The organism is Niallia sp. FSL W8-0954, from assembly GCF_038005605.1.
GTDB classification, from domain to species: domain Bacteria; phylum Bacillota; class Bacilli; order Bacillales; family Cytobacillaceae; genus Niallia; species Niallia circulans_A.
In genome coordinates this window covers 12,501-35,000 of the sequence record NZ_JBBOTN010000001.1, presented here as the reverse complement: position 1 = coordinate 35,000, position 22,500 = coordinate 12,501, and the positions used below count along the sequence as shown (strand labels likewise).

Sequence of the window (22,500 nt, the reverse complement as noted above, 5' to 3'; positions counted from 1 at the left end):
CTTCATATTTAATACAAAAAAAGCCAGTCTAGAGGCCGTTTTAGGCCCAATGCCTGGCAATTTCATAAAGCTGTCAATTAGCTTTGATATAGGTTCAGGATAGTGCATAATCTCCCCCCTTAAAACATTCCAGGAAGGTTTAATCCTTTTGTAAACTGACCCATTGTAGAATTTGTTAATTCATCCGCTTTTTTCAAAGCATCATTTGTTGCTGCTAAAACTAAATCTTGCAACATTTCTACATCTTCTGGATCTACAACCTCTTCCTTAATAATCACATCAATAATTTCTTTATGACCAGATACAACAACAGTTACCATTCCGCCGCCTGCTGTTCCTTCAATCTTTTCTTCACCAAGCTGTTCTTGCGCCTCTGCCATTTTCTTTTGCATCTTTTGCATTTGTTTCATCATATTTTGCATATTTCCCATTCCACGCATATATACTACCTCCAATTTATAGTTTCCATTGGTTTTTACATAATAGATTACTTACATATATAACCAATAGGTTCGAAATTAATCCTTCACTTCTAATAATTCTTCACCAAATAATTTTATCGCTTCTGATACAACGGGGTTATCTTGCCGCTCTTCACCGTCTCCTTCTTCAGAAGCTTCTAGGTGCTGGGAGCTATTGAGAAATTCTTCTCTAATGTTGAGCCATTGCTCTTCAGGGACTCCTAATAAATTATACCTTTTTCCAAGGAGTTGATACAAAGAATTAGTGATTGTCTCTATAAATTTAACATTATCTAACGCCATTTGACAGTGGATTTCATATTTAAATTTAATAATAATGGAATCCGTTGATGCAGCAACTGGTTCTGCTTCATTCAACAATGCAGCTTGCGATCTCATTTGGTTTTGCACAAGAGTATTCAGCATAGCTCCCCAATTACTCTTTATACTTTGCAATTCTTGCTTTGTTGCATTTTTTAGTGTTTCTGTTATTTTCCCTAAAGGTGCTTGAAATCCTTTTCTATTTGTTCTTGTTTTTTTCTGTGTTGGCTGCGTTTCTGCGACTACAGTAACACCTTTTTGCTTAATATTCGCCAATTCTTCTTCTAAAGAAGATACCTTACTCAGCAAAGATTGTATTTCTGGAATGTTTACATTAGATTGCCCAGATATGTTTGGTGCTTCCAACTGACATAATTTCACAATGGCTACTTCTAAAAAGATTCTCGGATGGTTTGTCCAGCGCATATCTTGCTGTGTTCTATTCAGCAAATTTATAAGCTCATAAATTTGTTCATGTGTATGTGTTTCTGCAAGATCTTTAAAATCATCATCCAATAAAACCCTTTCTAAGGATTCCTCTAAATTAGGAGCCGTTTTATAAAGTAGCATATCGCGATAGAAAAAGATGAAATCTTCAATAAAACGATTAGAGTCCTTCCCAGCAAGAAGTAATTCATCTAAAGATTGGAGCCCTCTTACCGTATCTCCATCTAAAATAGCTCTCGACAATGTATTTAAAAAGTTTTGTGAAACAGCACCCGTCACTGTCAAAGCATCTTCAACCGTAACTACTTCATTACTATAAGAAATCGCTTGATCTAGTAAACTTAAAGCATCACGCATTCCACCATCTGCTGCTCTTGCAATCATTTGTAATGCTTTTTCCTCACAAGAGATCGCTGATTCATCCATAATCAATCTCATTCGATTGACAATCGCTTGCGATGTAATTCGTCTAAAATCAAACCGCTGACATCTTGAAATAATGGTTAAAGGAATTTTGTGAGGCTCAGTAGTGGCTAAAATAAAGATTACATGTTTAGGGGGTTCCTCCAATGTTTTTAAAAGCGCATTAAACGCTCCAATTGACAGCATATGAACTTCATCAATAATATATACTTTGTAAGGTACAGAGCTAGGAGCAAATTTCACCTTATCTCTTATATCCCTTATTTCTTCTACTCCATTATTGGAAGCAGCATCTATTTCAATTACATCAGGGATAGTACCATCTGTAATTCCTCTACATGCATCACATTCATTACAAGGTTCACTAATTGGTGCTCTCTCACAGTTAACTGCTTTCGCTAATATTTTCGCTGCACTTGTTTTCCCTGTCCCTCTCGGCCCAGAGAACAGGTAAGCATGAGAGATTTTTTGTTGAAGAAGGGCATTTTGCAATGTCTTTGTTACGTGTTCCTGCCCTACTACATCAATAAACTGTTGAGGACGCCAAACCCGATATAAAGCTTGATAGTTCATAGTACCCTCCATTTTTTATTTTCTTTTTTATTATAGCTTATCCGTTTATATTTTTACATCCATAATAGCATACATAAAGACATGGAAATAGTTATTCTCTTCGAAAAAGAGAATAACTATTTCCAAACAAAAGGAATGCAGCCATTCCCTTTAACTTACAAAAAAACTCATCCACATAGGATGAGTTTTGTATGTATAATTATAACTGCCGTGCACCTTTCATCGACTGGCACCCATAAGCGTTACTTAAGTAGTTAGCTCGGTCCAGGTAACCCTGCGGCACATGGGGGTGTCCACTTAATGCTGCTTCCTTCCGGACCTGACATGGTTCATGGATTCCCATTGCGCAGGACCCGGACGTCAACACCACTTACTTAAGGCAGACCCTACAGGATACCAGCCTCAGAAAGGAATTCAGCCTCGCTAGAGCGGATTGCGAGTACAGGGCACCGCTACCTCCCCGCTTAGCACGACAAAATTGATACCGAAATATTAGGTGTCCTAAGACACACTCTTAGTATACTGATAATGGACGGAAAAATCAACATAAAGCATTTGTTAATTATTGTAAGAATCCAAAACACTTGTCTTCCGTTCCTTTTTCTTCTTCCTTCGGTTTCTTATTTCGCGAAAAAAAGAAGTTAATAACTGTCCACACTCTTCTGCTAATACACCCGTAATTACTTCACTTTGGTGGTTAAATCGGTCATCTTGAAGTAAATTCATAAAAGTACCAGCACATCCTCCCTTTGGATCCGCTGCACCATAAACCACCCTTGGAATTCGTGACAGCAGGATAGCTCCAGAACACATAGCACAGGGCTCTAGCGTAACATAAAGCGTGGCTTCCTCTAGTCTCCATGTTCCTAATACTTCACACGCCTTCTCAATAGCAAGCAATTCAGCATGAGCAATGGCAGATTGGTCTGTTTCTCTTAAATTATGTGCTCTAGCAATTACTTCCCCTCTATAAGCAACAACTGCACCAATCGGCACTTCTCCTATTTCCGCAGCCTTCTTTGCTTCCTCTATAGCTATTTTCATAAATAATTGATCTTGGTTTATTTCCATAATTACAGCCCACCTATATATAAACACAAAATTTGTAATGAAAATCCTTCTTTTACTTAAACTAAGAAAATCAATTCTATTTTCCAACTAACCCATACTGGAAGTTAGTTTATCTTCCAGCACACTAGCTAATTTTTTATTCTACCATCTTACATAGAAAAGGAGAACCATATGGAATCATCTGACACAGCACTCTTAATTATTGATATGATAAATGACTTTCGTTTTGTGCATGGAAATATTTTAGCAGAAAAAACATTAATAATTGCAGAGCATATTCAACTGCTTAAAAAACAATGCAAAAAAGAAAAAATACCGATTATTTATATCAACGACCATTATAATCTATGGCAAGCTGAATTGAATAAAATAATTGATTATTGTAGAAATGAAAAAAGTGAACCTATTATTGATAAAATCAGACCAGATGATACCGACTATTTTTTAATCAAACCAAGACATTCTGCCTTTTATGGCACAGCTTTATATACCCTACTTCATCAATTGCAGGTTAAAAACCTTATCCTTACCGGAATTGCCGGAAATATTTGCGTTTTATTTACTGCTAATGATGCCTATATGCGAGAGTACCCGCTTCTTATTCCAGATAATTGTATTGCTTCTGTTGATAATGAAGATAATCAATATGCTATTCGCATGATGAAAAATGTCATGAATGCAAAAATATTTACATTCAATGAAAATACAATCATTTCTGCTCTTTCTTCCTCATAAACTGTAATAATGTATCCTGTCAGGAGGGAAGAATATGCAAATTCACGTTGTCCGTAATAATCAAACATTAACAGGCATTGCAGCTGCATACGGTACTACGGTTAATGATATAGTAGAAGCGAATGATCTACCAAATCCAGACCGATTAGTAATAGGGCAAGCACTCGTTATCCCTATTATCGGTAGCTTTTATTGGGTTCAATCTGGAGATACGCTTTGGTCTATTGCTCAACGGTTCAGGTTGAATTATGAGCAATTAGCTTCTATCAACTCTATTGCTGTTAACCAACCTTTACAAGTTGGTTTACGTTTATATATTCCCGAGAGGCCGCAAAGACCGGTCGAGTCTAACGCATATGTAGAACCACGGGGTACATATGTCGCACCTAATCTTGAGGAAAGTGCACGAGAAGCAGCTCCTTATTTAACCTACCTTGCACCGTTTAGTTTTCAAGCATTACGAGATGGCGGTTTAAAAGAACCACTTCTTAATAATTTCCCTGAAATTGCCCAGAGAAATAATAATGTACTTATGATGGTTATTACGAATCAAGAAAATGATCAATTCAGTGATGAGCTCGGACGAATCCTATTAAATGAGAAAACCATTCAAAATAACTTCCTCCATAATATTGTGACGACCGCAAAGAAATATGGATTTCAGGATATCCATTTTGATTTTGAATATTTACGCCCGGAGGATCGGGAAGCCTATAATCGTTTTCTCCGTAGAGCGAAAAATCGTTTTTCCCAAGAGGGTTGGCTAATATCTACTGCTTTAGCTCCAAAAACTAGCGCTACTCAAAAAGGAAAATGGTATGAAGCACATGATTACAGAGCACACGGAGAAATTGTCGATTTTGTCGTTATCATGACTTATGAATGGGGGTATAGCGGGGGGCCCGCTATGGCTGTTTCTCCTATTGGTCCAGTTAGAGATGTTTTAGAATATGCCATCACGGAGATGCCTCCCTCTAAAATTATGATGGGGCAAAATTTATATGGTTATGATTGGACCCTTCCCTTTGTCGAAGGAACAGTAGCAAAAGCACTTAGCCCTCAAGCAGCCATTCAACTTGCAGCTGATTATAATGCGGAGATACTATATGATCAAAAAGCACAGGCTCCCTATTTTAAATACACAGACAGTGAAGGCAGGCTGCATGAAGTGTGGTTTGAGGATGCTCGTTCTATTCAAGCAAAATTCAATTTAATCAAAGAGTTGGATTTAAGAGGAATTAGTTATTGGAAATTAGGTTTAGCCTTTCCCCAAAACTGGCTTTTACTTGCCGATAATTTTCACATAACAAAAAGAACATAGTCAACTTATTTTCACTTAAAAAACCTGTATGATTCGGCTCAACACCTGTAACACCAAGTAGACTAATTGCAGTATATTGATAAAAAAAGGAAAGATCTTATCAAATAGCTCTTTCCTTTTTTAACCCTATCCAATCAATCTCGCATAAATGGATTTTGCTACACTTATCTCTGATGTTCCATGAATGATCGCACGCCCATCTTCAAAAAGAATCACCCGATAATCATCATATTGAAAAGACACTAAATAAGGATTGGCAATTAAGTTTTGAACAAGGGCCTTCCATTGCTTTGAAAGCACATAAAGATCCAATCTCTTTGACGTAGCAGGGCGAATATGAACAGCATCTCTCCCACATAACACCGCTGCTTTTGTTTGATTTTGAAAAGACAAATACGGAAAATCTGCTCTTCCTCCGCATGTAGGACACTCAAATTTTTTTAGCTTTTCGACATTCATTTCCGCATATTCCATTTTCCAAATATCAAAAGAACGTAGTACCGGCAATAACTTTTCACCAGAAAGAATTTGTATGGCTTGCGATACTTGCATAGCAGCAACCCACTGAACAATAGGACTGATAACCCCTGCGGTATCACAGGTTATTTCCTGGGAAGGGAGCTGTTCAATTAAACAATGAAGACATGGCGCATTCTCCCCTGCGACTGGATAGGAAAGCCCATAGCTTCCTACACATGCCCCAAAAAGAAATGGTATTTTCAGCTTAATCGCAGCATCATTTATGACTAATCTTGTTTCAAAATTATCGGTACCATCTATTAGAATAGAAGCACCCTCTATAAATTTTTCGATTGTATGACAGTTTATATCCTCCACCACTGCCTCTATAAGCGTATGACTGCTAATATCCTTTAATCTCCTTTTTGCCGCAACAGCTTTAGGGAGTTTATCGGCTGCATCCTCTTCCGTATAGAGCTGTTGCCTTTGCAAATTGCTCTCTTCTACGTAATCACGATCGATAATAGTCAGTCTTCCTATTCCTGCTCTTACCAGCATCTCAGAACTAGCTGATCCTAAGGCTCCTGCCCCTAAAATAACAGCATGACTAGCTTCAATATTTCTTTGTCCCTCTTTACCAATAAATAATTCCTGCTTTAAAAAACGACTAGTCAAGATGGAATCATCCCCGCAATCGGACTACTTGCAACACCATAATTCTTCTCGATTATTCTCCCTGCTTCATACCCCAATCTTCCAGCTTCTATAGCTAATTTCATCGCCTGAGCCATTTTAACTGGATCAGATGCATTAGAAACCGCTGTATTTAAAAGTACCCCATCTGCGCCAAGTTCCATTGCATATGCTGTGTCCTTTGGCGAGCCAATTCCTGCATCCACAATAACAGGTACATTACTTTGCTCGATAATAAATTGTAAATGTAGCGGATTGATAATTCCTTTTCCTGACCCAATGGGGGAAGCACCTGGCATAATAGCATGTACACCTAACTGTTCTAACCGTTTTGCCAGCACAACATCATCAGAGGTATAAGGCAACACAATGAATCCCTCTTCTAATAATTGTTCAGATGCCCTCAAAGTTTCTATCGGATCCGGCAGCAGCGACTTATCACAACCGATTACTTCTACTTTAATCATGTCACATAGTCCAGATGCCTTTGCGAGTTTAGCAATTCTTACCGCTTCTTCTGCAGTCTTCGCTCCCGCAGTATTCGGAAGGAGAGTATAACGCTTTAAATCCAGCTGTTCCAAGAAATTAGGCTGTGATTTTTCAAATATATTCATCCTGCGTACCGCAAAGGTTAGAATCTCACTTTCTGATACTTCTACCGCTTTTTTTTGTATTTCAAATGATGGGTATTTTCCTGTCCCAAGTAACAAACGAGACCGAAAGGTACGATTTGCTATTGTTAACATTTTCATCCTCCTCCAACAAAGTGAATTAGTTCTACTCTATCGCTTTCTTTTAATACATGTGTTTGGTACTGTTCTTTTTGCAAAATATCCCGATTTATTTCTACTATGACAATACGATTATTTAATTCAAAAAAGTGTAGGAGATCCTCTACCGTAACAACCTCTTTAGGCAGCTGTTGTTCCTTACCATTCAATTGTATATTCAATTACTCCCCTCCCCATCAGACTAAAATACGTCGCTCAACTTTAAAGGCATCTAGCCATTCGCTTTTTACAGGCATACCCAATATTAAATCTCTAATCATCTTTCCTGTTATAGGAGCTAAAAGAATTCCATTTCTTTGGTGTCCAGTTGCAAAATACAAGCCTTTCATTTCTGGATGCTCACCTATAAATGGATAACCATCATACGTTTGTGGTCTTAGGCCAGCCCACGCTCTCTTCCACTTCATCCTTCCAACTTCTGGTATCATTTCCTTTGCTTTTTGTATAACTTCCTCTATCCCATCAAGGGAAGGTTCCTCACTCCATTCATTCCATTTTTTCGTTGCTCCAATAATGAACTCCTGATTATTTCTTGGTACAATGTAAAATTGATTATGAAATACGGAATATTGCAAGGGAAATCCTTCATTTTCTACAGATACACATTCTCCCTTAACCGGGGTAATTTCGTGTGATAACCCTAATTGCTGAAAGAAGTAATTGCTCCATACTCCACTTGCAATGACTACATTTTCTGCGAAAAAAGCACCTTGCGACGTTTTTATGACATAATCTATCCCTTTCTTTTTGACTCCTAATACACGGGTATATTCATAAACTTCTGCTCCGAATAGCTGCGCTCCTTTACTTAAACCATTACATGCTATCAATGGGGTGATATGTACATCCTCTTTCAAAAATGCTGCTCCGAAGATAGCGCTAGAAAGCTGGGGAACCATTTTCCTTGCTAGTTCAGCATCCAGCCATTCCACGGATGATAGGGCCAAAATAGGTTCTAGTTCCCCTTTTTCTTCCTCTGAATAAGCAAGCTTTAATAAACCGCCATTTCTTTTCTCAAAATCAATAGCAGTAAGCTCCCTTATCTCCTCATAAAGCTCCTTATATAAAAGCTGACTACTTCTTGCAAATGGATAAAGTTGCTTAAACTCTTTATATTCAGAGTGAGCGCCAAGCATCCCAGCTGCTGCGCTTGTTGATTTCCCACCTATTGTATTTGCTTCTAATATGGCGACCTTCCTGTTTTCTTTTGCTAAATAGTAAGCAATAGAACTACCAATAATTCCTCCACCTACAATAACGACATCAAATTTTTTGGATTCCACACTCTTCACATCTTTCCCTTAGTCGTTGTACTGCTTTTAATGGCTGAGACGCTGAAAATATAGCAGACATAATCGCTACTCCATCTACACCTAAACTTGCTAATTTACCGACTCGTTCTTCAGTTATTCCACCTATAGCATAAATAGGAATAGTTAGATCTCTCTTTATATCAGTGATCGATGGCAACGCGATAGGTATCTTTCCTTTTTTACTGTCAGTCGGAAAACAATGGCCATATATCACATAATCAGCCCGAGCATTTTCTGCTATGATTGCTTCCTGTTGACTATGAACAGATACACCTATAGATAATGTTGGATAAATATTTTTTACTGGTTGAATAGGTAATCCATTGCCTGGTAAATGCACATGTCTTAAAGAGAGCAATGCTGCAACGTCTAGGCGGTCATTTATGATTATTTTCTGAGCCGGTACCCCTTCCTTAAGCAGCCTCTCACCAAGTAAATAAATTTCTTTTGGGCTTTTTGCTTTCTCTCTAATTTGCACATAATCCACATATGGGTGAATTTCTAATAATATGGAGGAGAGTCTTTCAAAGGAATGTTTATTATCTGTTACAGCCATTATCTTCATTTCATCATCTCCCAACTATTAATTCAGCATTTAAATATTAAATTTTAAAAAGAAAACACAAAAAACCACTTTCCCAAGCAGAAAGTGGTTAATAAATTACACCTAATGAAAAAAGACCATTAGGCACACATATTTAAAGGTATCCACTTTCCTACGCAGGTACGAACCTGTTCAGGTTTTAAGGGTTTAAAAGTAACTACTTTATTCTCAGCCCTTATCAAGGGATCCCCTAGTGTGATTCAATTATAAACTTTACCCATATAATACCATAGACTGATAATTTAGCAATAATAAAATTCTCAATTTTTCCACTTTTAAAGTTCGCCTAAAATCTAAAATATTTTTTTTAGGAAAAAACAAGCATATGTCCACATTCTCTTCCATGTGTTAAAATGACTCTTGTACTATTTTTATTACCTACTAAAAGAAGCAATCATTAGAAAAGCTGTTGTCGGATGATAGCCATTATTTTTGCAGCCTAAAAAAGTTCGCTTCTCAAAATAAAAGAACTGGAGGGACAAGTGTGAATAGTATCCCTTTTATTACAGTAGAAGGACCTATCGGAGTGGGAAAAACTTCTTTAGCTAAATTGCTCTCAGAGTATTTTCAATACGAACTTCTTAAGGAGATTGTAGAGGAAAATCCCTTTCTCGGAAAATTTTATGAAAACATTGATGAATGGAGTTTTCAAACAGAAATGTTTTTCTTATGTAATCGATTTAAGCAATTAAACGATACAAGAGACCATTACTTAAATAAAAACATACCTGTAGTTGCAGATTATCATATATTAAAAAATCTCATTTTCGCAAAAAGATCCTTGCAGGATAGTGATTTAGACAAATATATTCGAATATATGACGTGTTAACAGAAGACCTGCCGATGCCGAATATTATTATTTATTTACATGCAAGTTTAGATACACTTATGGCACGAATCAAAAAGAGAGATAGAGACATCGAAAAAAATATTAGTCCTCTTTATCTAGAACAACTAGCATCTGATTACGATGTTGTCATGAATGACTTCAAAAAGAATAACCCACAGATCCCAGTATTAGATTTCAATGGAGATACATTGGATTTTATTCAAAACAAACAAGACTTAGTAAAAATTATAGACGCAATAAAAGAAACTTTAAATATAGGAGCCTTTAATCATGAATCTACGAACAAAATATAATATTCCGAGTAATTCTGTTATTACAATTGCTGGGACAGTTGGCGTAGGAAAATCTACCTTAACAAATGCATTAGCAGATGCCTTGCAATTTCGGACTTCCTTTGAGAAAGTCGACACAAACCCATATCTTGATAAATTTTATCACGATTTCAGCCGCTGGAGTTTTCATCTGCAAGTATATTTTTTAGCAGAACGATTTAAAGAACAAAAGAGAATCTTTGAGTATGGCGGCGGATTTATTCAAGATCGTTCCATTTATGAGGATACCGGTATATTTGCAAGAATGCATTACGAAAAAGGAACCATGTCGGAAGTAGATTACGAAACATATACGAGTCTTTTTGAAGCGATGGTTATGACTCCTTACTTCCCCCATCCAGACCTTTTAATATACCTAGAAGGCTCTCTCGAGGACATTTTACAGCGTATTGATCGAAGAGGCCGCGAAATGGAAAAGCAAACGCCAATTGATTATTGGAAAGAGATGCATGGAAGATATGAGAAATGGATTGATTCTTTCTCCGCATGTCCAGTTCTTCGTCTAAATATTAACGAATATGATGCAATTGCTGGCAGCCAATCTATCGAACCTATAATAGAAAAAATAGGTACTATTCTTCAACATAAAAACTATAGCAAAAAAGCGTAGAAGGACTTTCCACGTTTTCCTTTTACAGCCAGACATTCACTAGAAAGCCTGGCTGTAAGGGAAAACAAAGGAAAATCCTTTTTATTTATTCATTCAATGATTTTACTAACTTTATAAAAAAAGCTTATAAAACATAAAAAACCTGCTACCGTAGTAGCAGGTCACATATATCTCCAAATATTATGCGCAATGTAAAATATAAAATCATGGAGGAGGAAAGGGGATTCGAACCCCTGCGCGGTTTGACCCGCCTGTCGGTTTTCAAGACCGATCCCTTCAGCCGGACTTGGGTATTCCTCCATCAGACAAATAATAATATATCATCTATTATTTCATAAGTCAACTATATTTTTCATTTTTTTATTTTTTATTTTTCTAATAAAGGAGCTAGGAAAAATAGTTGACCTCCAAAGAATATACAATCCCTCTAAAGAGGTCAACCCTTTTTAACTGTTTGCCCTATTATTCAGGGGCAATTACTTCTCTATTTCTCATATATGGTCGTAGTACTTCAGGAATTACCACACTGCCGTCAGCTTGCTGATAATTCTCTAAAATCGCAGCAACTGTTCTTCCGATAGCAAGACCAGATCCGTTTAATGTATGCACATGCTCCGGTTTTCCTTTAGGCTCTCTACGGAAACGAATATTAGCTCTTCTTGCTTGAAATGCTTCAAAATTACTGCAAGAAGAAATTTCACGGTACATATTGTAGCTTGGAATCCATACCTCTACATCATATTTCTTGGCGGCTGTAAACCCTAAATCACCTGTACACATGCTCAATACACGGTATGGTAAACCTAGAAGCTGTAATACCTTTTCGGCATTTTTTGTTAAAGATTCTAACTCTTCATAAGAATCCTCTGGCTTAACAAATTTAACTAGCTCAACTTTATTAAATTGATGCTGTCTAATTAATCCCCTAGTATCTCTTCCAGCAGATCCTGCTTCTGAACGGAAGTTTGCACTAAATGCAGCATACTTGATTGGTAATTGATCCCCATCCAGTATTTCATCTCTATGCAAGTTCGTTACTGGTACTTCAGAAGTTGGAATTAAGAAATAATCTTCTTTTTCTATTAAGAAAGCATCTTCCTCAAACTTAGGTAATTGGCCAGTTCCTGTTAAGCTAGCTCTATTTACTAAGAATGGGGGGATAATTTCTTTATAGCCATGTTCCTCTGTATGCAAATCAAGCATGAAATTAAATAACGCTCTTTCTAGTTTTGCCCCTAATCCTTTATAAAATACAAAGCGGCTTCCTGTCACCTTCGCTGCTCGTTCAAAATCAAGTAAATCTAAATCTGTTGCAACATCCCAGTGAGGCTTTGGTTCAAAATCAAATTTTCTAATTTCGCCCCATTTTCTAATTTCAACATTATCATCTTCCGTATCTCCTACTGGAACACTTTCATGAGGGAGATTTGGAATACCAAGCATGATTGTTTGTAATCTTTCTTCTACATCGCGGAGCTCGTTATCATATTCTTTAATTTTTTCACCAACTTCTCTCATTTCACTGATAAGAGCTTCTGCATCTTTTTTCTCTCTCTTTAATACAGCAACTTGCTGAGAAACCTCATTTCGTTTACTTTTCAGCTGCTCTGTTTCAACGATTAACTCTCTTCTTCTTACATCCAATGCTTCAAAATTATCAAGCTCTGATAAGTCTTCTCCTCGATGCTGTAACTGACTTTTTACAAAATCAAAATTAGCACGAACAAATTTGATATCTAACATTACTATTCCTCCTATGTTTTATTTCTACATGCAATCTACTGTTACACACCCTGTGACCTTAATCTTTTTTGCAAATAAAAAACTCCCATCCCCAAAAGGGACGAGAGTTACCCGCGTTGCCACCCTAGTTAAAAGCATAAAACTGCTTTTCACCTTAAAGATCATAACGGTTTTTAGCCGAAAACAATTACTTGCAGCATATGCGTTCCTTGTTTTTACTCTAGGATGGATTCGCAGGCTTTATTCACCGATTCGCACCAACCATCGGCTCTCTTTAAAGAATAAGTAACCTGTTACTATTTCCTATCATAGTAGATTCCATATATTAGTTGCATTTATCTTACTATAATTATTTCCGAAATTCAACAGCTTATGCAAATAAGTGTTGCTTCGCTTCTATCGCCATTTTAATAAAATAACCAGTTAAGCGATGATCCTCCGTTAACTCAGGATGGAAAGAACATCCCAAGAACTGAGCTTCCCGTGCTGCTACAATACGATCATTATGTTTAGCTAAAACCTCAACATTTTCACCAACACTAACAATATGTGGTGCTCGGATAAATACAGCAGTAAAATCCTCCGCGACCCCAGCAATATCTAGGTTGGCCTCAAAGCTCTCCTTTTGTCTCCCAAAGGAATTACGCTCCACTTGTACATCCATTACACCAATATGAGGCTTATCATAGCCTTTAATGGAGTTTGCTAATAAGATTAACCCTGCGCATGTCCCAAACATTGGTTTCCCTGTCTTAGCAAATGCCTGCAGCGCCTCCATAAATTCATATTTATCAATCAGTCGTCGCATGGTTGTACTTTCTCCACCAGGGATAATAAGACCGTCTATGTCATCCAATTGTTCTACTTTCTTTACGACAATCGCTTCTGCATTATTTGCTTCAATTGCATTAACATGTTCTCTAACTGCACCTTGTAAACCAAGGACCCCTATTTTTATATTTACCGTTGCGCTCATCTTACCAACCACGCTCTTGCATACGAGCTTCTGGTGCTAAACTAGATATTTCAATTCCTTTCATTGCTGTTCCAAGGTTTTTAGAAATTTCCGCAATCAACTCATAATCTTGATAATGAGTAGTGGCTTCTACTATTGCTCTAGCAAATTTTGCAGGATTATCTGATTTAAAAATACCAGAACCGACAAATACACCATCGGCACCTAATTGCATCATTAAAGCTGCATCAGCAGGCGTTGCAACACCACCAGCAGCGAAGTTGACAACCGGCAGGCGACCTAGTCTCTTAATTTCTAAAAGAAGCTCATATGGAGCTCCTAAGATCTTAGCTTCTGTCATTAATTCATCTTCATTCATGTAAGCAACTTTACGGACTTGCGCATTTACTTTTCTAATGTGACGGACTGCTTCCACAATATTTCCCGTTCCTGGTTCCCCTTTTGTACGAAGCATAGAAGCACCTTCGCCGATACGTCTTGCTGCTTCTCCAAGGTCACGACAACCACATACAAATGGAACAGTATATTCATTTTTATTTAAATGAAACTCTTCATCTGCTGGAGTTAGAACTTCACTCTCATCAATATAATCCACACCCATAGCTTCAAGCACTCTTGCTTCGACAATATGACCAATACGTGCCTTTGCCATTACAGGGATTGTTACAGCATTCATTACTTCCTCTACAATTGTAGGATCAGCCATTCTAGCAACTCCGCCAGCTGCACGAATATCGGAAGGAACACGTTCAAGAGCCATAACAGCTACCGCCCCTGCTTCCTCTGCAATCTTGGCCTGTTCTGCGTTGATAACATCCATGATTACTCCGCCTTTTTGCATTTCAGCCATTCCACGTTTTACTCTATCAGTCCCAGTTTTCATTGTTTGCCCCCTGTAAAGTATCTTTTTCAATTTTAATTATCTTAATCTTTCGAATAAAATTATTATTCCCTACTGAAAATAAACAATAAAAAAGAGCTTCTGTCAATACAGAAGCTCTTTTTCTTTCAATTTCCATAATGTATGCGATTTATCTAGTTAATTATTGTTCTTGGCTATTTAAATCGTTTTTAATTAAAACCAGCCTTTTACTGTATCAGAAACACTTCCCCATACATTCGCGAAGAATGAACCAATTCCACGCATTGCCAAAACAAACCAATTTGCCTTTTCAACTGTTTCGTTTGCCACTAAATCTACTTGTGCTTTCTCTTTTCCGTCATTTGTTAGGAATGGCACATCTTTTCCGTCTTTCGTTTGCACTGTTACATAGCCAACCTTATCTCCTTTTTTAATTGGAGCTGTTAGTTCGCCATCTTTATTTAATTTCTTCTCATCTAATACAACCTTGGCAACATAGTTTTCTTTCTCATTGTTTTTGATTACTAAGTTAACGGCATCTTTTGTTCCAATGCTTACTTTATCTTCTTTTCCTTTTATAACATCAATCGTTTTATTTTTTGCATCTACGTAATTTGCTGGAAGTACCTCTTCAGTAGAAAAATTATTAAAAGCAAAGTCTAAAACTTTTCTTGCTTCTGCAAAACGAGAATTCTTTGTTTCACTTTTCATAATAACGACGATATATCGATGATCCCCTTTTTTTGCAGTAGCGGTAACATTAAATTTAGCATAATCAGTAGAACCTGTTTTTAATCCATCTACACCCTCATATCCATAAATTAGAGAAGGAATTAACCAGTTAAAGTTTTTATATTCTCTTCCATCTCTAAACTTTAAGCTCGGCATACCAGATGTTTCTAGTATTTCTGGAAAATCATTGATTAAACGATATGCTAGCTTGGCAACAGCCTTAGCTGACATTTTGTTTTCATCTTTTTCAGTTCCAGCTGGGATATTCCCCAATAAATCACTGTTATTTAAACCGGAAGAGTTAACAAATTCGAAATCTTTTAATCCTAATTCCTCGGCTTTTTTATTCATTACACTAATATAATTTTTCTCTGTACCAGCAATTAATTCTGCCAATGCAACAGTAGCTGCATTTCCTGAATGGATTGCCATTGCTTCATACAATTCTTTAACTGTATACTCTTCTCCTTCAGTTAACCCTACATTGGATAACTCCGGAGCTCCAGATAATCTGTGAATATAATTATTTATTTTTACCTTTTGATCCCAAGAAATTTTCCCGTTCTTTATCGATTCCAGAACAATATATTCTGTCATCATTTTTGACATGGAGGCAACTCCAAGGAGTTCATCTGTATTTTTTTCATATAATATTTCCCCGGTATTAGCATCTACCAGTATAGCTGCTCCTGCATTTAATCCTAGTTCGTCCTTTTCAGCAGCATTTGCTTGATAGGGTAGAACCGTTGATAGTGTACTTAAGAATAGTACAGCAATGATGAATGACACCGTCCACTTTTTTACTTGTTTCAATATTAAAACCTCCAAAACTATTTTATCTATTAATCTATCTTTATTTTTTAAGTTAATAATTTCCCTTGTACAGTTTAACATAAAAAAAATAAAAAAAATAGACAGTGACATCATTCACTGTCTAAAGTAAATTAAGGAAACTTTCCATAAACTAATATGGCACTAGCTTTGTTTATGAAAGGGAATAGTTTGGTGCTTCTTTTGTAATTTGAACATCATGTGGATGACTTTCTCTTAAGCCAGCACCTGTCATTTTTACAAATTGTGCATTTTCTCTTAATTCATATAAATCTTTTGTTCCACAATATCCCATACCTGAACGGATACCGCCTACTAATTGGTAAATAGTATCGGAAAGTGGTCCTTTATAAGGAAGTCTGCCCTCAATTCCTTCCGGAACAAACTTTTTATTATCTTCTTGGAAATAGCGATCCTTTGATCCCTTTTCCATTGCAGCAACAGAGCCCATTCCTCTATATACTTTAAATCTTCTGCCTTGGAAAATCTCTGTTTCCCCAGGGCTTTCAGAAACACCTGCAAGTAAACTACCTAACATCACCGCATGTCCACCTGCAGCCAAAGCTTTTACAATATCACCAGAGTATTTAATTCCTCCATCTGCAATAATTGATTTACCATGCTTTCTTGCCTCGGTAGCACAGTCATAAACTGCTGTAATTTGAGGAACACCTACACCAGCAACTACACGTGTTGTACAAATGGAACCAGGTCCAATTCCTACTTTCACAATGTCTGCTCCAGCTTCGATTAAAGCTCGTGTTCCTTCTGCTGTAGCTACATTACCAGCAATAATAGTTAAATCAGGGTATGCATTCCTAATATCTCTGACACCCTCTAGCACACCTTGTGAATGGCCATGAGCAGTATCAATGACAACTACATCGACATTAGATTTAACAAGCAGTTCAACCCGTTTTAATGCATCGTTTGTTACACCAACTGCAGCCCCAACTAATAATCTTCCTTGAGAATCTTTTGCTGAATGCGGAAATTCAATTACTTTTTCTATATCTTTAATGGTGATTAATCCCTTTAATACACCCTCTTCATCGATTAAAGGTAATTTTTCAATCTTGTATCGTTGTAAGATTTTTTCTGCTTCCTCTAACGTAGTTCCTACAGGAGCCGTTACTAAATTTTCTTTCGTCATAACATCCGAAATTTTAATGGAAAAGTCTTCAATAAAGCGAAGGTCACGGTTAGTAAGAATACCTACTAGTTTTTGCTCTTCGTTGTTATTAACAATTGGCACACCGGAGATTCTATATTTACCCATTAGATGCTCTGCATCAAATACTTGGTGTTCAGGAGTTAAAAAGAAAGGATCTGTGATTACACCACTTTCTGAGCGTTTTACTTTATCTACTTGCTCAGCCTGTTGCTCGATGGACATATTTTTATGAATAATACCTAATCCACCTTGTCTAGCAATAGCAATAGCCATTTCTGCTTCTGTTACAGTATCCATTCCTGCACTAATTAGCGGAATGTTTAAATTTAAATTTTTCGCTAATTGTACTTTTAAGCTTACATCACGAGGCAAAACTTCTGATTTAGCTGGAATTAAAAGCACATCATCAAACGTTAATCCTTCTTTAGCAAATTTACTTTCCCACATTTTAACGCCTCCATATTGTTAAAAATATTATTAGTAGGTTATCAATTGGACAAAATACTGTCAAGGTCAGTTTAATATGTTTAACTTTTCAAAAAATTCAAGGAGGCTAACAAATGTCCAAATTCTATAAAGGATGGAGCTCATATAGTTGTTTTTTTTCAGCGGAATATACCCAAGATTTTCTAAAAAAATGCTATCGCAATTTACATATATCTGATATAGACTCTAAAAGTTATCAGAATTGTTATCCCTTTATGTACTTTTTAGAACATGGCAAATTGTATTATCACCAAGCTGCAAATGCTCCAATGAGTATTCAGCCCATTCTTTTATTTTATGGTCTTGTTCATTTAATAAAAGCATGTTTGCTTACGATCGATCCTAATTATCCAAACTCCACCTCTGTTCTTGCACACGGAGTTTCAACAAGAAAACTAAAAAAACAACAGTATTTATTTTTCGAAGATGAAGTAAAGATTCAAAAAAATGGACTTTTCACTTATATGGCTGAAAAAATGTTTGCCTGCAAAAATTTAGAAGGGGAAAAAATAAAAATGGGACATCTTTTAAGTCATATCCCGGAATTATCTAACTTATTTCAAGTATTAGAAGGAAAACCAACCTTTTTTAAAGTACATGATCAAGCAGCTAATAAAATTATTATTTCGAATCAAATATTAGATTTATACTATATGAACATAAATCACTTTAAAAATTACTTAGAAAGGAATCATAGTATACAATTAGAGGAAATAGAAGAGAATAAAAGCGAGTTGACCATTCGCCTGTTAGAACCGCTCAAGCAAGGAAGTTTTATTAAATGGGATAGTAAAGAAGAATCTTATGCCGTTTCTGCTGATAAAGAAAAAACTTGTTTATCCAATGAATTATTAAGCCATTATTTAATCCTATATAACCTTAGTATGATTGCGCGGTATGAAATTGAATGGTGGAGTGAACTATTAAAGACGATGCCAAATAAAGACTATCCCTTTATAGAATCTTTTTTACAAGTTTCCTCAGAAAAAGGTCCTGAATTAATTTATCAATTTTTAGAGAATCTAGCCATAAGTTAAGATTTACAACATTTCTGCCCAAGACATATTTGCTCATTAAAAGGCGATTTTTATTTTAAATAAAAAAAGCATCTAACGAATAGATGCTTTTTTCCTTATTGCCTGGCGACGTCCTACTCTCACAGGGGGAGAACCCCCAACTACCATCGGCGCTGAGAAGCTTAACTTCCGTGTTCGGTATGGGAACGGGTGTGACCTTCTCGCTATCGCCACCAGACTTATTTATTTAGAGAATTATTCTCTCAAAACTAAATCATTTAGAAGTATTCCAATTTGCCAAGTAATCATTTTGTCCAGCTCCAACGCCTATCGCCTATCAAACTTCCGATAAACAGGCGTTTCCGCTTTTCATTTTAGTTAAGTCCTCGATCTATTAGTATCAGTCAGCTCCACATGTCGCCACGCTTCCACCTCTGACCTATCAACCTGATCATCTTTCAGGGATCTTACTAGCTTACGCTATGGGAAATCTCATCTTGAGGGGGGCTTCATGCTTAGATGCTTTCAGCACTTATCCCTTCCGCACATAGCTACCCAGCGATGCCTTTGGCAAGACAACTGGTACACCAGCGGTGCGTCCATCCCGGTCCTCTCGTACTAAGGACAGCTCCTCTCAAATTTCCTACGCCCACGACGGATAGGGACCGAACTGTCTCACGACGTTCTGAACCCAGCTCGCGTACCGCTTTAATGGGCGAACAGCCCAACCCTTGGGACCGACTACAGCCCCAGGATGCGATGAGCCGACATCGAGGTGCCAAACCTCCCCGTCGATGTGGACTCTTGGGGGAGATAAGCCTGTTATCCCCGGGGTAGCTTTTATCCGTTGAGCGATGGCCCTTCCATGCGGAACCACCGGATCACTAAGCCCGACTTTCGTCCCTGCTCGACTTGTAGGTCTCGCAGTCAAGCTCCCTTGTGCCTTTACACTCTACGAATGATTTCCAACCATTCTGAGGGAACCTTTGGGCGCCTCCGTTACTTTTTAGGAGGCGACCGCCCCAGTCAAACTGCCCACCTGACACTGTCTCCCACCCCGATCAGGGGTGCGGGTTAGAATGTCAATACAGCCAGGGTAGTATCCCACCAATGCCTCCACCGAAGCTAGCGCTCCGGCTTCCAAGGCTCCTACCTATCCTGTACAAGCTGTACCAAAATTCAATATCAGGCTGCAGTAAAGCTCCACGGGGTCTTTCCGTCCTGTCGCGGGTAACCTGCATCTTCACAGGTACTATAATTTCACCGAGTCTCTCGTTGAGACAGTGCCCAGATCGTTACACCTTTCGTGCGGGTCGGAACTTACCCGACAAGGAATTTCGCTACCTTAGGACCGTTATAGTTACGGCCGCCGTTTACTGGGGCTTCAATTCAGAGCTTCGCACTAACGTGCTAACCCCTCCTCTTAACCTTCCAGCACCGGGCAGGTGTCAGCCCCTATACTTCGCCTTGCGGCTTCGCAGAGACCTGTGTTTTTGCTAAACAGTCGCCTGGGCCTATTCACTGCGGCTCTCGCAGGCTTGCACCCGCAAGAGCACCCCTTCTCCCGAAGTTACGGGGTCATTTTGCCGAGTTCCTTAACGAGAGTTCTCTCGCTCACCTTAGGATTCTCTCCTCGCCTACCTGTGTCGGTTTGCGGTACGGGCACCCTAAATCTCGCTAGAGGCTTTTCTTGGCAGTGTGGAATCAGGAACTTCGGTACTATATTTCCCTCGCCGTCACAGCTCCGCTTATGTGGTAATGGGATTTGCCTCATTACCAGCCTAACTGCTTGGACGTGCTAATCCAACAGCACGCTTACCCTATCCTCCTGCGTCCCCCCATTGCTCAAACGATTTAAAGGTGGTACAGGAATATCAACCTGTTGTCCATCGCCTACGCTTTTCAGCCTCGGCTTAGGTCCCGACTAACCCTGAGCGGACGAGCCTTCCTCAGGAAACCTTAGGCATTCGGTGGATGAGATTCTCACTCATCTTTCGCTACTCATACCGGCATTCTCACTTCTAAGCGCTCCACCAGTCCTTACGGTCTAGCTTCAACGCCCTTAGAACGCTCTCCTACCACTGACATCAAAGATGTCAATCCACAGCTTCGGTGATACGTTTAGCCCCGGTACATTTTCGGCGCAGAGTCACTCGACCAGTGAGCTATTACGCACTCTTTAAATGGTGGCTGCTTCTAAGCCAACATCCTGGTTGTCTAAGCAACTCCACATCCTTTTCCACTTAACGTATACTTTGGGACCTTAGCTGGTGGTCTGGGCTGTTTCCCTCTTGACCACGGATCTTATCACTCGTAGTCTGACTCCCAAGAATAAGTATTTGGCATTCGGAGTTTGTCTGAATTCGGTAACCCGATGGGGGCCCCTAGTCCAAACAGTGCTCTACCTCCAATACTCTAAATCTTGAGGCTAGCCCTAAAGCTATTTCGGAGAGAACCAGCTATCTCCAAGTTCGATTGGAATTTCTCCGCTACCCACACCTCATCCCCGCACTTTTCAACGTGCGTGGGTTCGGGCCTCCATCCAGTGTTACCTGGACTTCACCCTGGACATGGGTAGATCACCTGGTTTCGGGTCTACAACCACATACTATTTCGCCCTATTCAGACTCGCTTTCGCTGCGGCTCCGTCTCTTCAACTTAACCTCGCATGTAATCGTAACTCGCCGGTTCATTCTACAAAAGGCACGCTATCACCCATAAAAGGGCTCTAACTACTTGTAGGCACACGGTTTCAGGATCTATTTCACTCCCCTTCCGGGGTGCTTTTCACCTTTCCCTCACGGTACTGGTTCACTATCGGTCACTAGGGAGTATTTAGCCTTGGGAGATGGTCCTCCCTGCTTCCGACGGGATTTCTCGTGTCCCGCCGTACTCAGGATACACTCAAGAGGGAACGAAGTTTCGACTACAGGGTTTTTACCTTCTACGACTGACCTTTCCAGATCGATTCGTCTACCCCGTTCCTTTGTAACTCCATATAGAGTGTCCTACAACCCCAAGAGGCAAGCCTCTTGGTTTGGGCTAATCCCGTTTCGCTCGCCGCTACTCAGGGAATCGCGTTTGCTTTCTCTTCCTCCGGGTACTTAGATGTTTCAGTTCCCCGGGTCTGCCTTCAGTACCCTATGTATTCAGGTAAAGATTCTATCCCATTACGGATAGAGGGTTTCCCCATTCGGAAATCTCTGGATCAAAGCTTACTTACAGCTCCCCAAAGCATATCGGTGTTAATCCCGTCCTTCATCGGCTCCTAGTGCCAAGGCATCCACCGTGCGCCCTTTCTAACTTAACTTAGTTTCGACCAAAGATAAGCGGCGTATCTCTTCGTCAAGCTTCTTCACTCTGCTCCTCAGGTACTGTCGTACGCTCCGGTGCTCGTTCGGTCGCTTCCTTGATCTACTTGCTTCTCTTTGCTCTCCAATCTTTGAAGGAGTATTCGTTTAATACGACTACTTTTCAAAGAAGTAATTCTCTAAAATAGAGAATCTAAGATGGCGATTACTCGGTTTATCTTGGTTACTTCTATTAAATGATTTAGTTTTCAAAGAACAATTTTGGTGGAGCTTAGCGGGATCGAACCGCTGACCTCCTGCGTGCAAGGCAGGCGCTCTCCCAGCTGAGCTAAAGCCCCAAAAATGGTATATGGTTTTAAAAAAA

The 22,500-nt window shown here is 38.7% G+C and carries 19 protein-coding genes, 2 tRNA genes, 2 rRNA genes, 1 other RNA gene, 1 riboswitch and 1 other annotated feature (1 of these 26 cut by a window edge); of the genes, 5 read left to right on the top strand and 19 right to left on the bottom strand.

The window, feature by feature from the left end; translation table 11 throughout:
* From recR to tadA, 5 genes are all read right to left on the bottom strand, one after another.
* Positions 1–108: the 5' portion of a recombination mediator RecR gene (recR, locus tag NX902_RS00170; RefSeq protein ID WP_016205308.1), read on the bottom strand. It extends 489 nt beyond the left edge of the window; 108 of the gene's 597 nt are visible here — the first part of the coding sequence; the start codon lies at positions 106–108; the stop codon falls past the left edge of the window.
* Between the two features lie 11 nt (positions 109–119).
* The gene (locus NX902_RS00165; RefSeq protein WP_047944843.1) at positions 120–440 is read right to left on the bottom strand and encodes a YbaB/EbfC family nucleoid-associated protein; all 321 of its coding nucleotides are present in this window, start codon (positions 438–440) and stop codon (positions 120–122) included.
* Between the two features lie 78 nt (positions 441–518).
* The gene (dnaX, locus tag NX902_RS00160; RefSeq protein WP_095334359.1) at positions 519–2,225 is read right to left on the bottom strand and encodes a DNA polymerase III subunit gamma/tau; all 1,707 of its coding nucleotides are present in this window, start codon (positions 2,223–2,225) and stop codon (positions 519–521) included.
* A 208-nt stretch (positions 2,226–2,433) separates the two neighbouring features.
* Positions 2,434–2,698: signal recognition particle sRNA large type (gene ffs / locus NX902_RS00155), an RNA gene on the bottom strand.
* Between the two features lie 85 nt (positions 2,699–2,783).
* The gene (gene tadA / locus NX902_RS00150) at positions 2,784–3,296 is read right to left on the bottom strand and encodes a tRNA adenosine(34) deaminase TadA (RefSeq protein ID WP_095334358.1); all 513 of its coding nucleotides are present in this window, start codon (positions 3,294–3,296) and stop codon (positions 2,784–2,786) included.
* Positions 3,297–3,467: 171 nt separating this feature from the next.
* Here tadA and NX902_RS00145 point away from each other — a divergent pair, with 171 nt between their 5' ends.
* Together NX902_RS00145 and NX902_RS00140 are read left to right on the top strand one after the other, a co-directional pair.
* Entirely contained in the window at positions 3,468–4,031 is a 564-nt protein-coding gene (locus NX902_RS00145; protein WP_095334357.1) for an isochorismatase family cysteine hydrolase, read from the top strand.
* Between the two features lie 34 nt (positions 4,032–4,065).
* A complete protein-coding gene (locus tag NX902_RS00140) occupies positions 4,066–5,352 on the top strand; it encodes a glycosyl hydrolase family 18 protein (RefSeq protein WP_095334356.1) in 1,287 nt (428 codons plus the stop codon).
* A 126-nt stretch (positions 5,353–5,478) separates the two neighbouring features.
* Here NX902_RS00140 and NX902_RS00135 read toward each other — a convergent pair whose 3' ends face one another.
* The 5 genes from NX902_RS00135 to NX902_RS00115 are packed head-to-tail and all read right to left on the bottom strand — an operon-like array spanning position 5,479 to position 9,173.
* Positions 5,479–6,486, bottom strand: coding sequence for a ThiF family adenylyltransferase (locus NX902_RS00135; protein WP_095334355.1), 1,008 nt, complete (start codon positions 6,484–6,486; stop codon positions 5,479–5,481).
* Positions 6,483–7,256, bottom strand: a complete 774-nt coding sequence (locus tag NX902_RS00130; RefSeq protein WP_095334354.1) for a thiazole synthase — start codon at positions 7,254–7,256, stop codon at positions 6,483–6,485. The genes NX902_RS00135 and NX902_RS00130 overlap by 4 nt, the downstream gene beginning before the upstream one ends.
* Positions 7,253–7,456 carry a sulfur carrier protein ThiS gene (gene thiS, locus NX902_RS00125; RefSeq protein WP_095334353.1) on the bottom strand — a complete coding sequence of 68 codons (204 nt, stop codon included), beginning with the start codon at positions 7,454–7,456 and terminating at the stop codon, positions 7,253–7,255. The genes NX902_RS00130 and thiS overlap by 4 nt, the downstream gene beginning before the upstream one ends.
* 15 nt (positions 7,457–7,471) lie before the next feature.
* On the bottom strand, positions 7,472–8,578 hold the full coding sequence (gene thiO / locus NX902_RS00120; protein WP_095334352.1) for a glycine oxidase ThiO: 1,107 nt from the start codon (positions 8,576–8,578) through the stop codon (positions 7,472–7,474).
* Positions 8,559–9,173 (bottom strand): thiamine phosphate synthase, encoded by a 615-nt coding sequence (locus tag NX902_RS00115; protein ID WP_095334351.1) that lies wholly within the window; start codon positions 9,171–9,173, stop codon positions 8,559–8,561. Before NX902_RS00115 ends, thiO begins: the two co-directional genes overlap by 20 nt.
* Positions 9,174–9,304: 131 nt before the next feature.
* Positions 9,305–9,414: riboswitch (TPP riboswitch) on the bottom strand.
* Between the two features lie 282 nt (positions 9,415–9,696).
* On the opposite strand from NX902_RS00115, the gene NX902_RS00110 reads away from it, so the two are divergent.
* Together NX902_RS00110 and NX902_RS00105 are read left to right on the top strand one after the other, a co-directional pair.
* Positions 9,697–10,356 carry a deoxynucleoside kinase gene (locus NX902_RS00110; RefSeq protein ID WP_095334350.1) on the top strand — a complete coding sequence of 220 codons (660 nt, stop codon included), beginning with the start codon at positions 9,697–9,699 and terminating at the stop codon, positions 10,354–10,356.
* Positions 10,334–11,005 (top strand): deoxynucleoside kinase, encoded by a 672-nt coding sequence (locus tag NX902_RS00105; protein WP_061801295.1) that lies wholly within the window; start codon positions 10,334–10,336, stop codon positions 11,003–11,005. Before NX902_RS00110 ends, NX902_RS00105 begins: the two co-directional genes overlap by 23 nt.
* Positions 11,006–11,212: 207 nt before the next feature.
* Here the strand turns inward: NX902_RS00105 and NX902_RS00100 are convergent.
* The 6 genes from NX902_RS00100 to guaB all read right to left on the bottom strand — a co-directional run bounded on the left by NX902_RS00100 (position 11,213) and on the right by guaB (position 17,770).
* A tRNA-Ser gene (locus NX902_RS00100) sits at positions 11,213–11,305 on the bottom strand.
* A gap of 162 nt (positions 11,306–11,467) precedes the next feature.
* Positions 11,468–12,748 (bottom strand): serine--tRNA ligase, encoded by a 1,281-nt coding sequence (serS, locus tag NX902_RS00095; RefSeq protein ID WP_095334349.1) that lies wholly within the window; start codon positions 12,746–12,748, stop codon positions 11,468–11,470.
* Between the two features lie 93 nt (positions 12,749–12,841).
* Positions 12,842–13,067: a binding site (T-box leader), on the bottom strand.
* Positions 13,068–13,118: 51 nt separating this feature from the next.
* Positions 13,119–13,724: a pyridoxal 5'-phosphate synthase glutaminase subunit PdxT gene (gene pdxT / locus NX902_RS00090; RefSeq protein ID WP_095334348.1), complete on the bottom strand. Its 606-nt coding sequence runs from the start codon at positions 13,722–13,724 to the stop codon at positions 13,119–13,121.
* A gap of 1 nt (position 13,725) precedes the next feature.
* The gene (pdxS, locus tag NX902_RS00085) at positions 13,726–14,607 is read right to left on the bottom strand and encodes a pyridoxal 5'-phosphate synthase lyase subunit PdxS (RefSeq protein ID WP_123258654.1); all 882 of its coding nucleotides are present in this window, start codon (positions 14,605–14,607) and stop codon (positions 13,726–13,728) included.
* Between the two features lie 192 nt (positions 14,608–14,799).
* Positions 14,800–16,131, bottom strand: coding sequence for a D-alanyl-D-alanine carboxypeptidase family protein (locus NX902_RS00080; protein ID WP_095334346.1), 1,332 nt, complete (start codon positions 16,129–16,131; stop codon positions 14,800–14,802).
* A gap of 172 nt (positions 16,132–16,303) precedes the next feature.
* Positions 16,304–17,770: an IMP dehydrogenase gene (gene guaB, locus NX902_RS00075; protein ID WP_095334345.1), complete on the bottom strand. Its 1,467-nt coding sequence runs from the start codon at positions 17,768–17,770 to the stop codon at positions 16,304–16,306.
* Between the two features lie 113 nt (positions 17,771–17,883).
* On the opposite strand from guaB, the gene NX902_RS00070 reads away from it, so the two are divergent.
* Complete coding sequence (locus NX902_RS00070) at positions 17,884–18,846, top strand: YaaC family protein (RefSeq protein ID WP_095334344.1); 963 nt, start codon at positions 17,884–17,886, stop codon at positions 18,844–18,846.
* Positions 18,847–18,946: 100 nt separating this feature from the next.
* On the opposite strand, the gene rrf is transcribed toward NX902_RS00070, so the two are convergent.
* The 3 genes from rrf to NX902_RS00055 form a co-directional block, all read right to left on the bottom strand.
* A 5S ribosomal RNA gene (gene rrf, locus NX902_RS00065) occupies positions 18,947–19,063 on the bottom strand.
* A 136-nt stretch (positions 19,064–19,199) separates the two neighbouring features.
* Positions 19,200–22,135, bottom strand: a 23S ribosomal RNA gene (locus NX902_RS00060).
* A 263-nt stretch (positions 22,136–22,398) separates the two neighbouring features.
* Positions 22,399–22,474: transfer RNA gene (locus NX902_RS00055), tRNA-Ala, on the bottom strand.
* Positions 22,475–22,500 lie beyond the last annotated feature (26 nt).

Bases quoted from the DNA above. Each gene is read 5' to 3' on its own strand.
- dnaX (WP_095334359.1), bottom strand. From the start codon at position 2,225: ATGAACTATCAAGCTTTATATCGGGTTTGGCGTCCTCAACAGTTTATT.
- NX902_RS00115 (WP_095334351.1), bottom strand. From the start codon at position 9,173: ATGAAGATAATGGCTGTAACAGATAATAAACATTCCTTTGAAAGACTC.
- NX902_RS00165 (WP_047944843.1), bottom strand. From the start codon at position 440: ATGCGTGGAATGGGAAATATGCAAAATATGATGAAACAAATGCAAAAG.
- NX902_RS00145 (WP_095334357.1), top strand. From the start codon at position 3,468: ATGGAATCATCTGACACAGCACTCTTAATTATTGATATGATAAATGAC.
- serS (WP_095334349.1), bottom strand. From the start codon at position 12,748: ATGTTAGATATCAAATTTGTTCGTGCTAATTTTGATTTTGTAAAAAGT.
- tadA (WP_095334358.1), bottom strand. From the start codon at position 3,296: ATGGAAATAAACCAAGATCAATTATTTATGAAAATAGCTATAGAGGAA.
- pdxS (WP_123258654.1), bottom strand. From the start codon at position 14,607: ATGAAAACTGGGACTGATAGAGTAAAACGTGGAATGGCTGAAATGCAA.
- NX902_RS00105 (WP_061801295.1), top strand. From the start codon at position 10,334: ATGAATCTACGAACAAAATATAATATTCCGAGTAATTCTGTTATTACA.
- NX902_RS00130 (WP_095334354.1), bottom strand. From the start codon at position 7,256: ATGAAAATGTTAACAATAGCAAATCGTACCTTTCGGTCTCGTTTGTTA.
- NX902_RS00140 (WP_095334356.1), top strand. From the start codon at position 4,066: ATGCAAATTCACGTTGTCCGTAATAATCAAACATTAACAGGCATTGCA.
- NX902_RS00070 (WP_095334344.1), top strand. From the start codon at position 17,884: ATGTCCAAATTCTATAAAGGATGGAGCTCATATAGTTGTTTTTTTTCA.
- pdxT (WP_095334348.1), bottom strand. From the start codon at position 13,724: ATGAGCGCAACGGTAAATATAAAAATAGGGGTCCTTGGTTTACAAGGT.
- guaB (WP_095334345.1), bottom strand. From the start codon at position 17,770: ATGTGGGAAAGTAAATTTGCTAAAGAAGGATTAACGTTTGATGATGTG.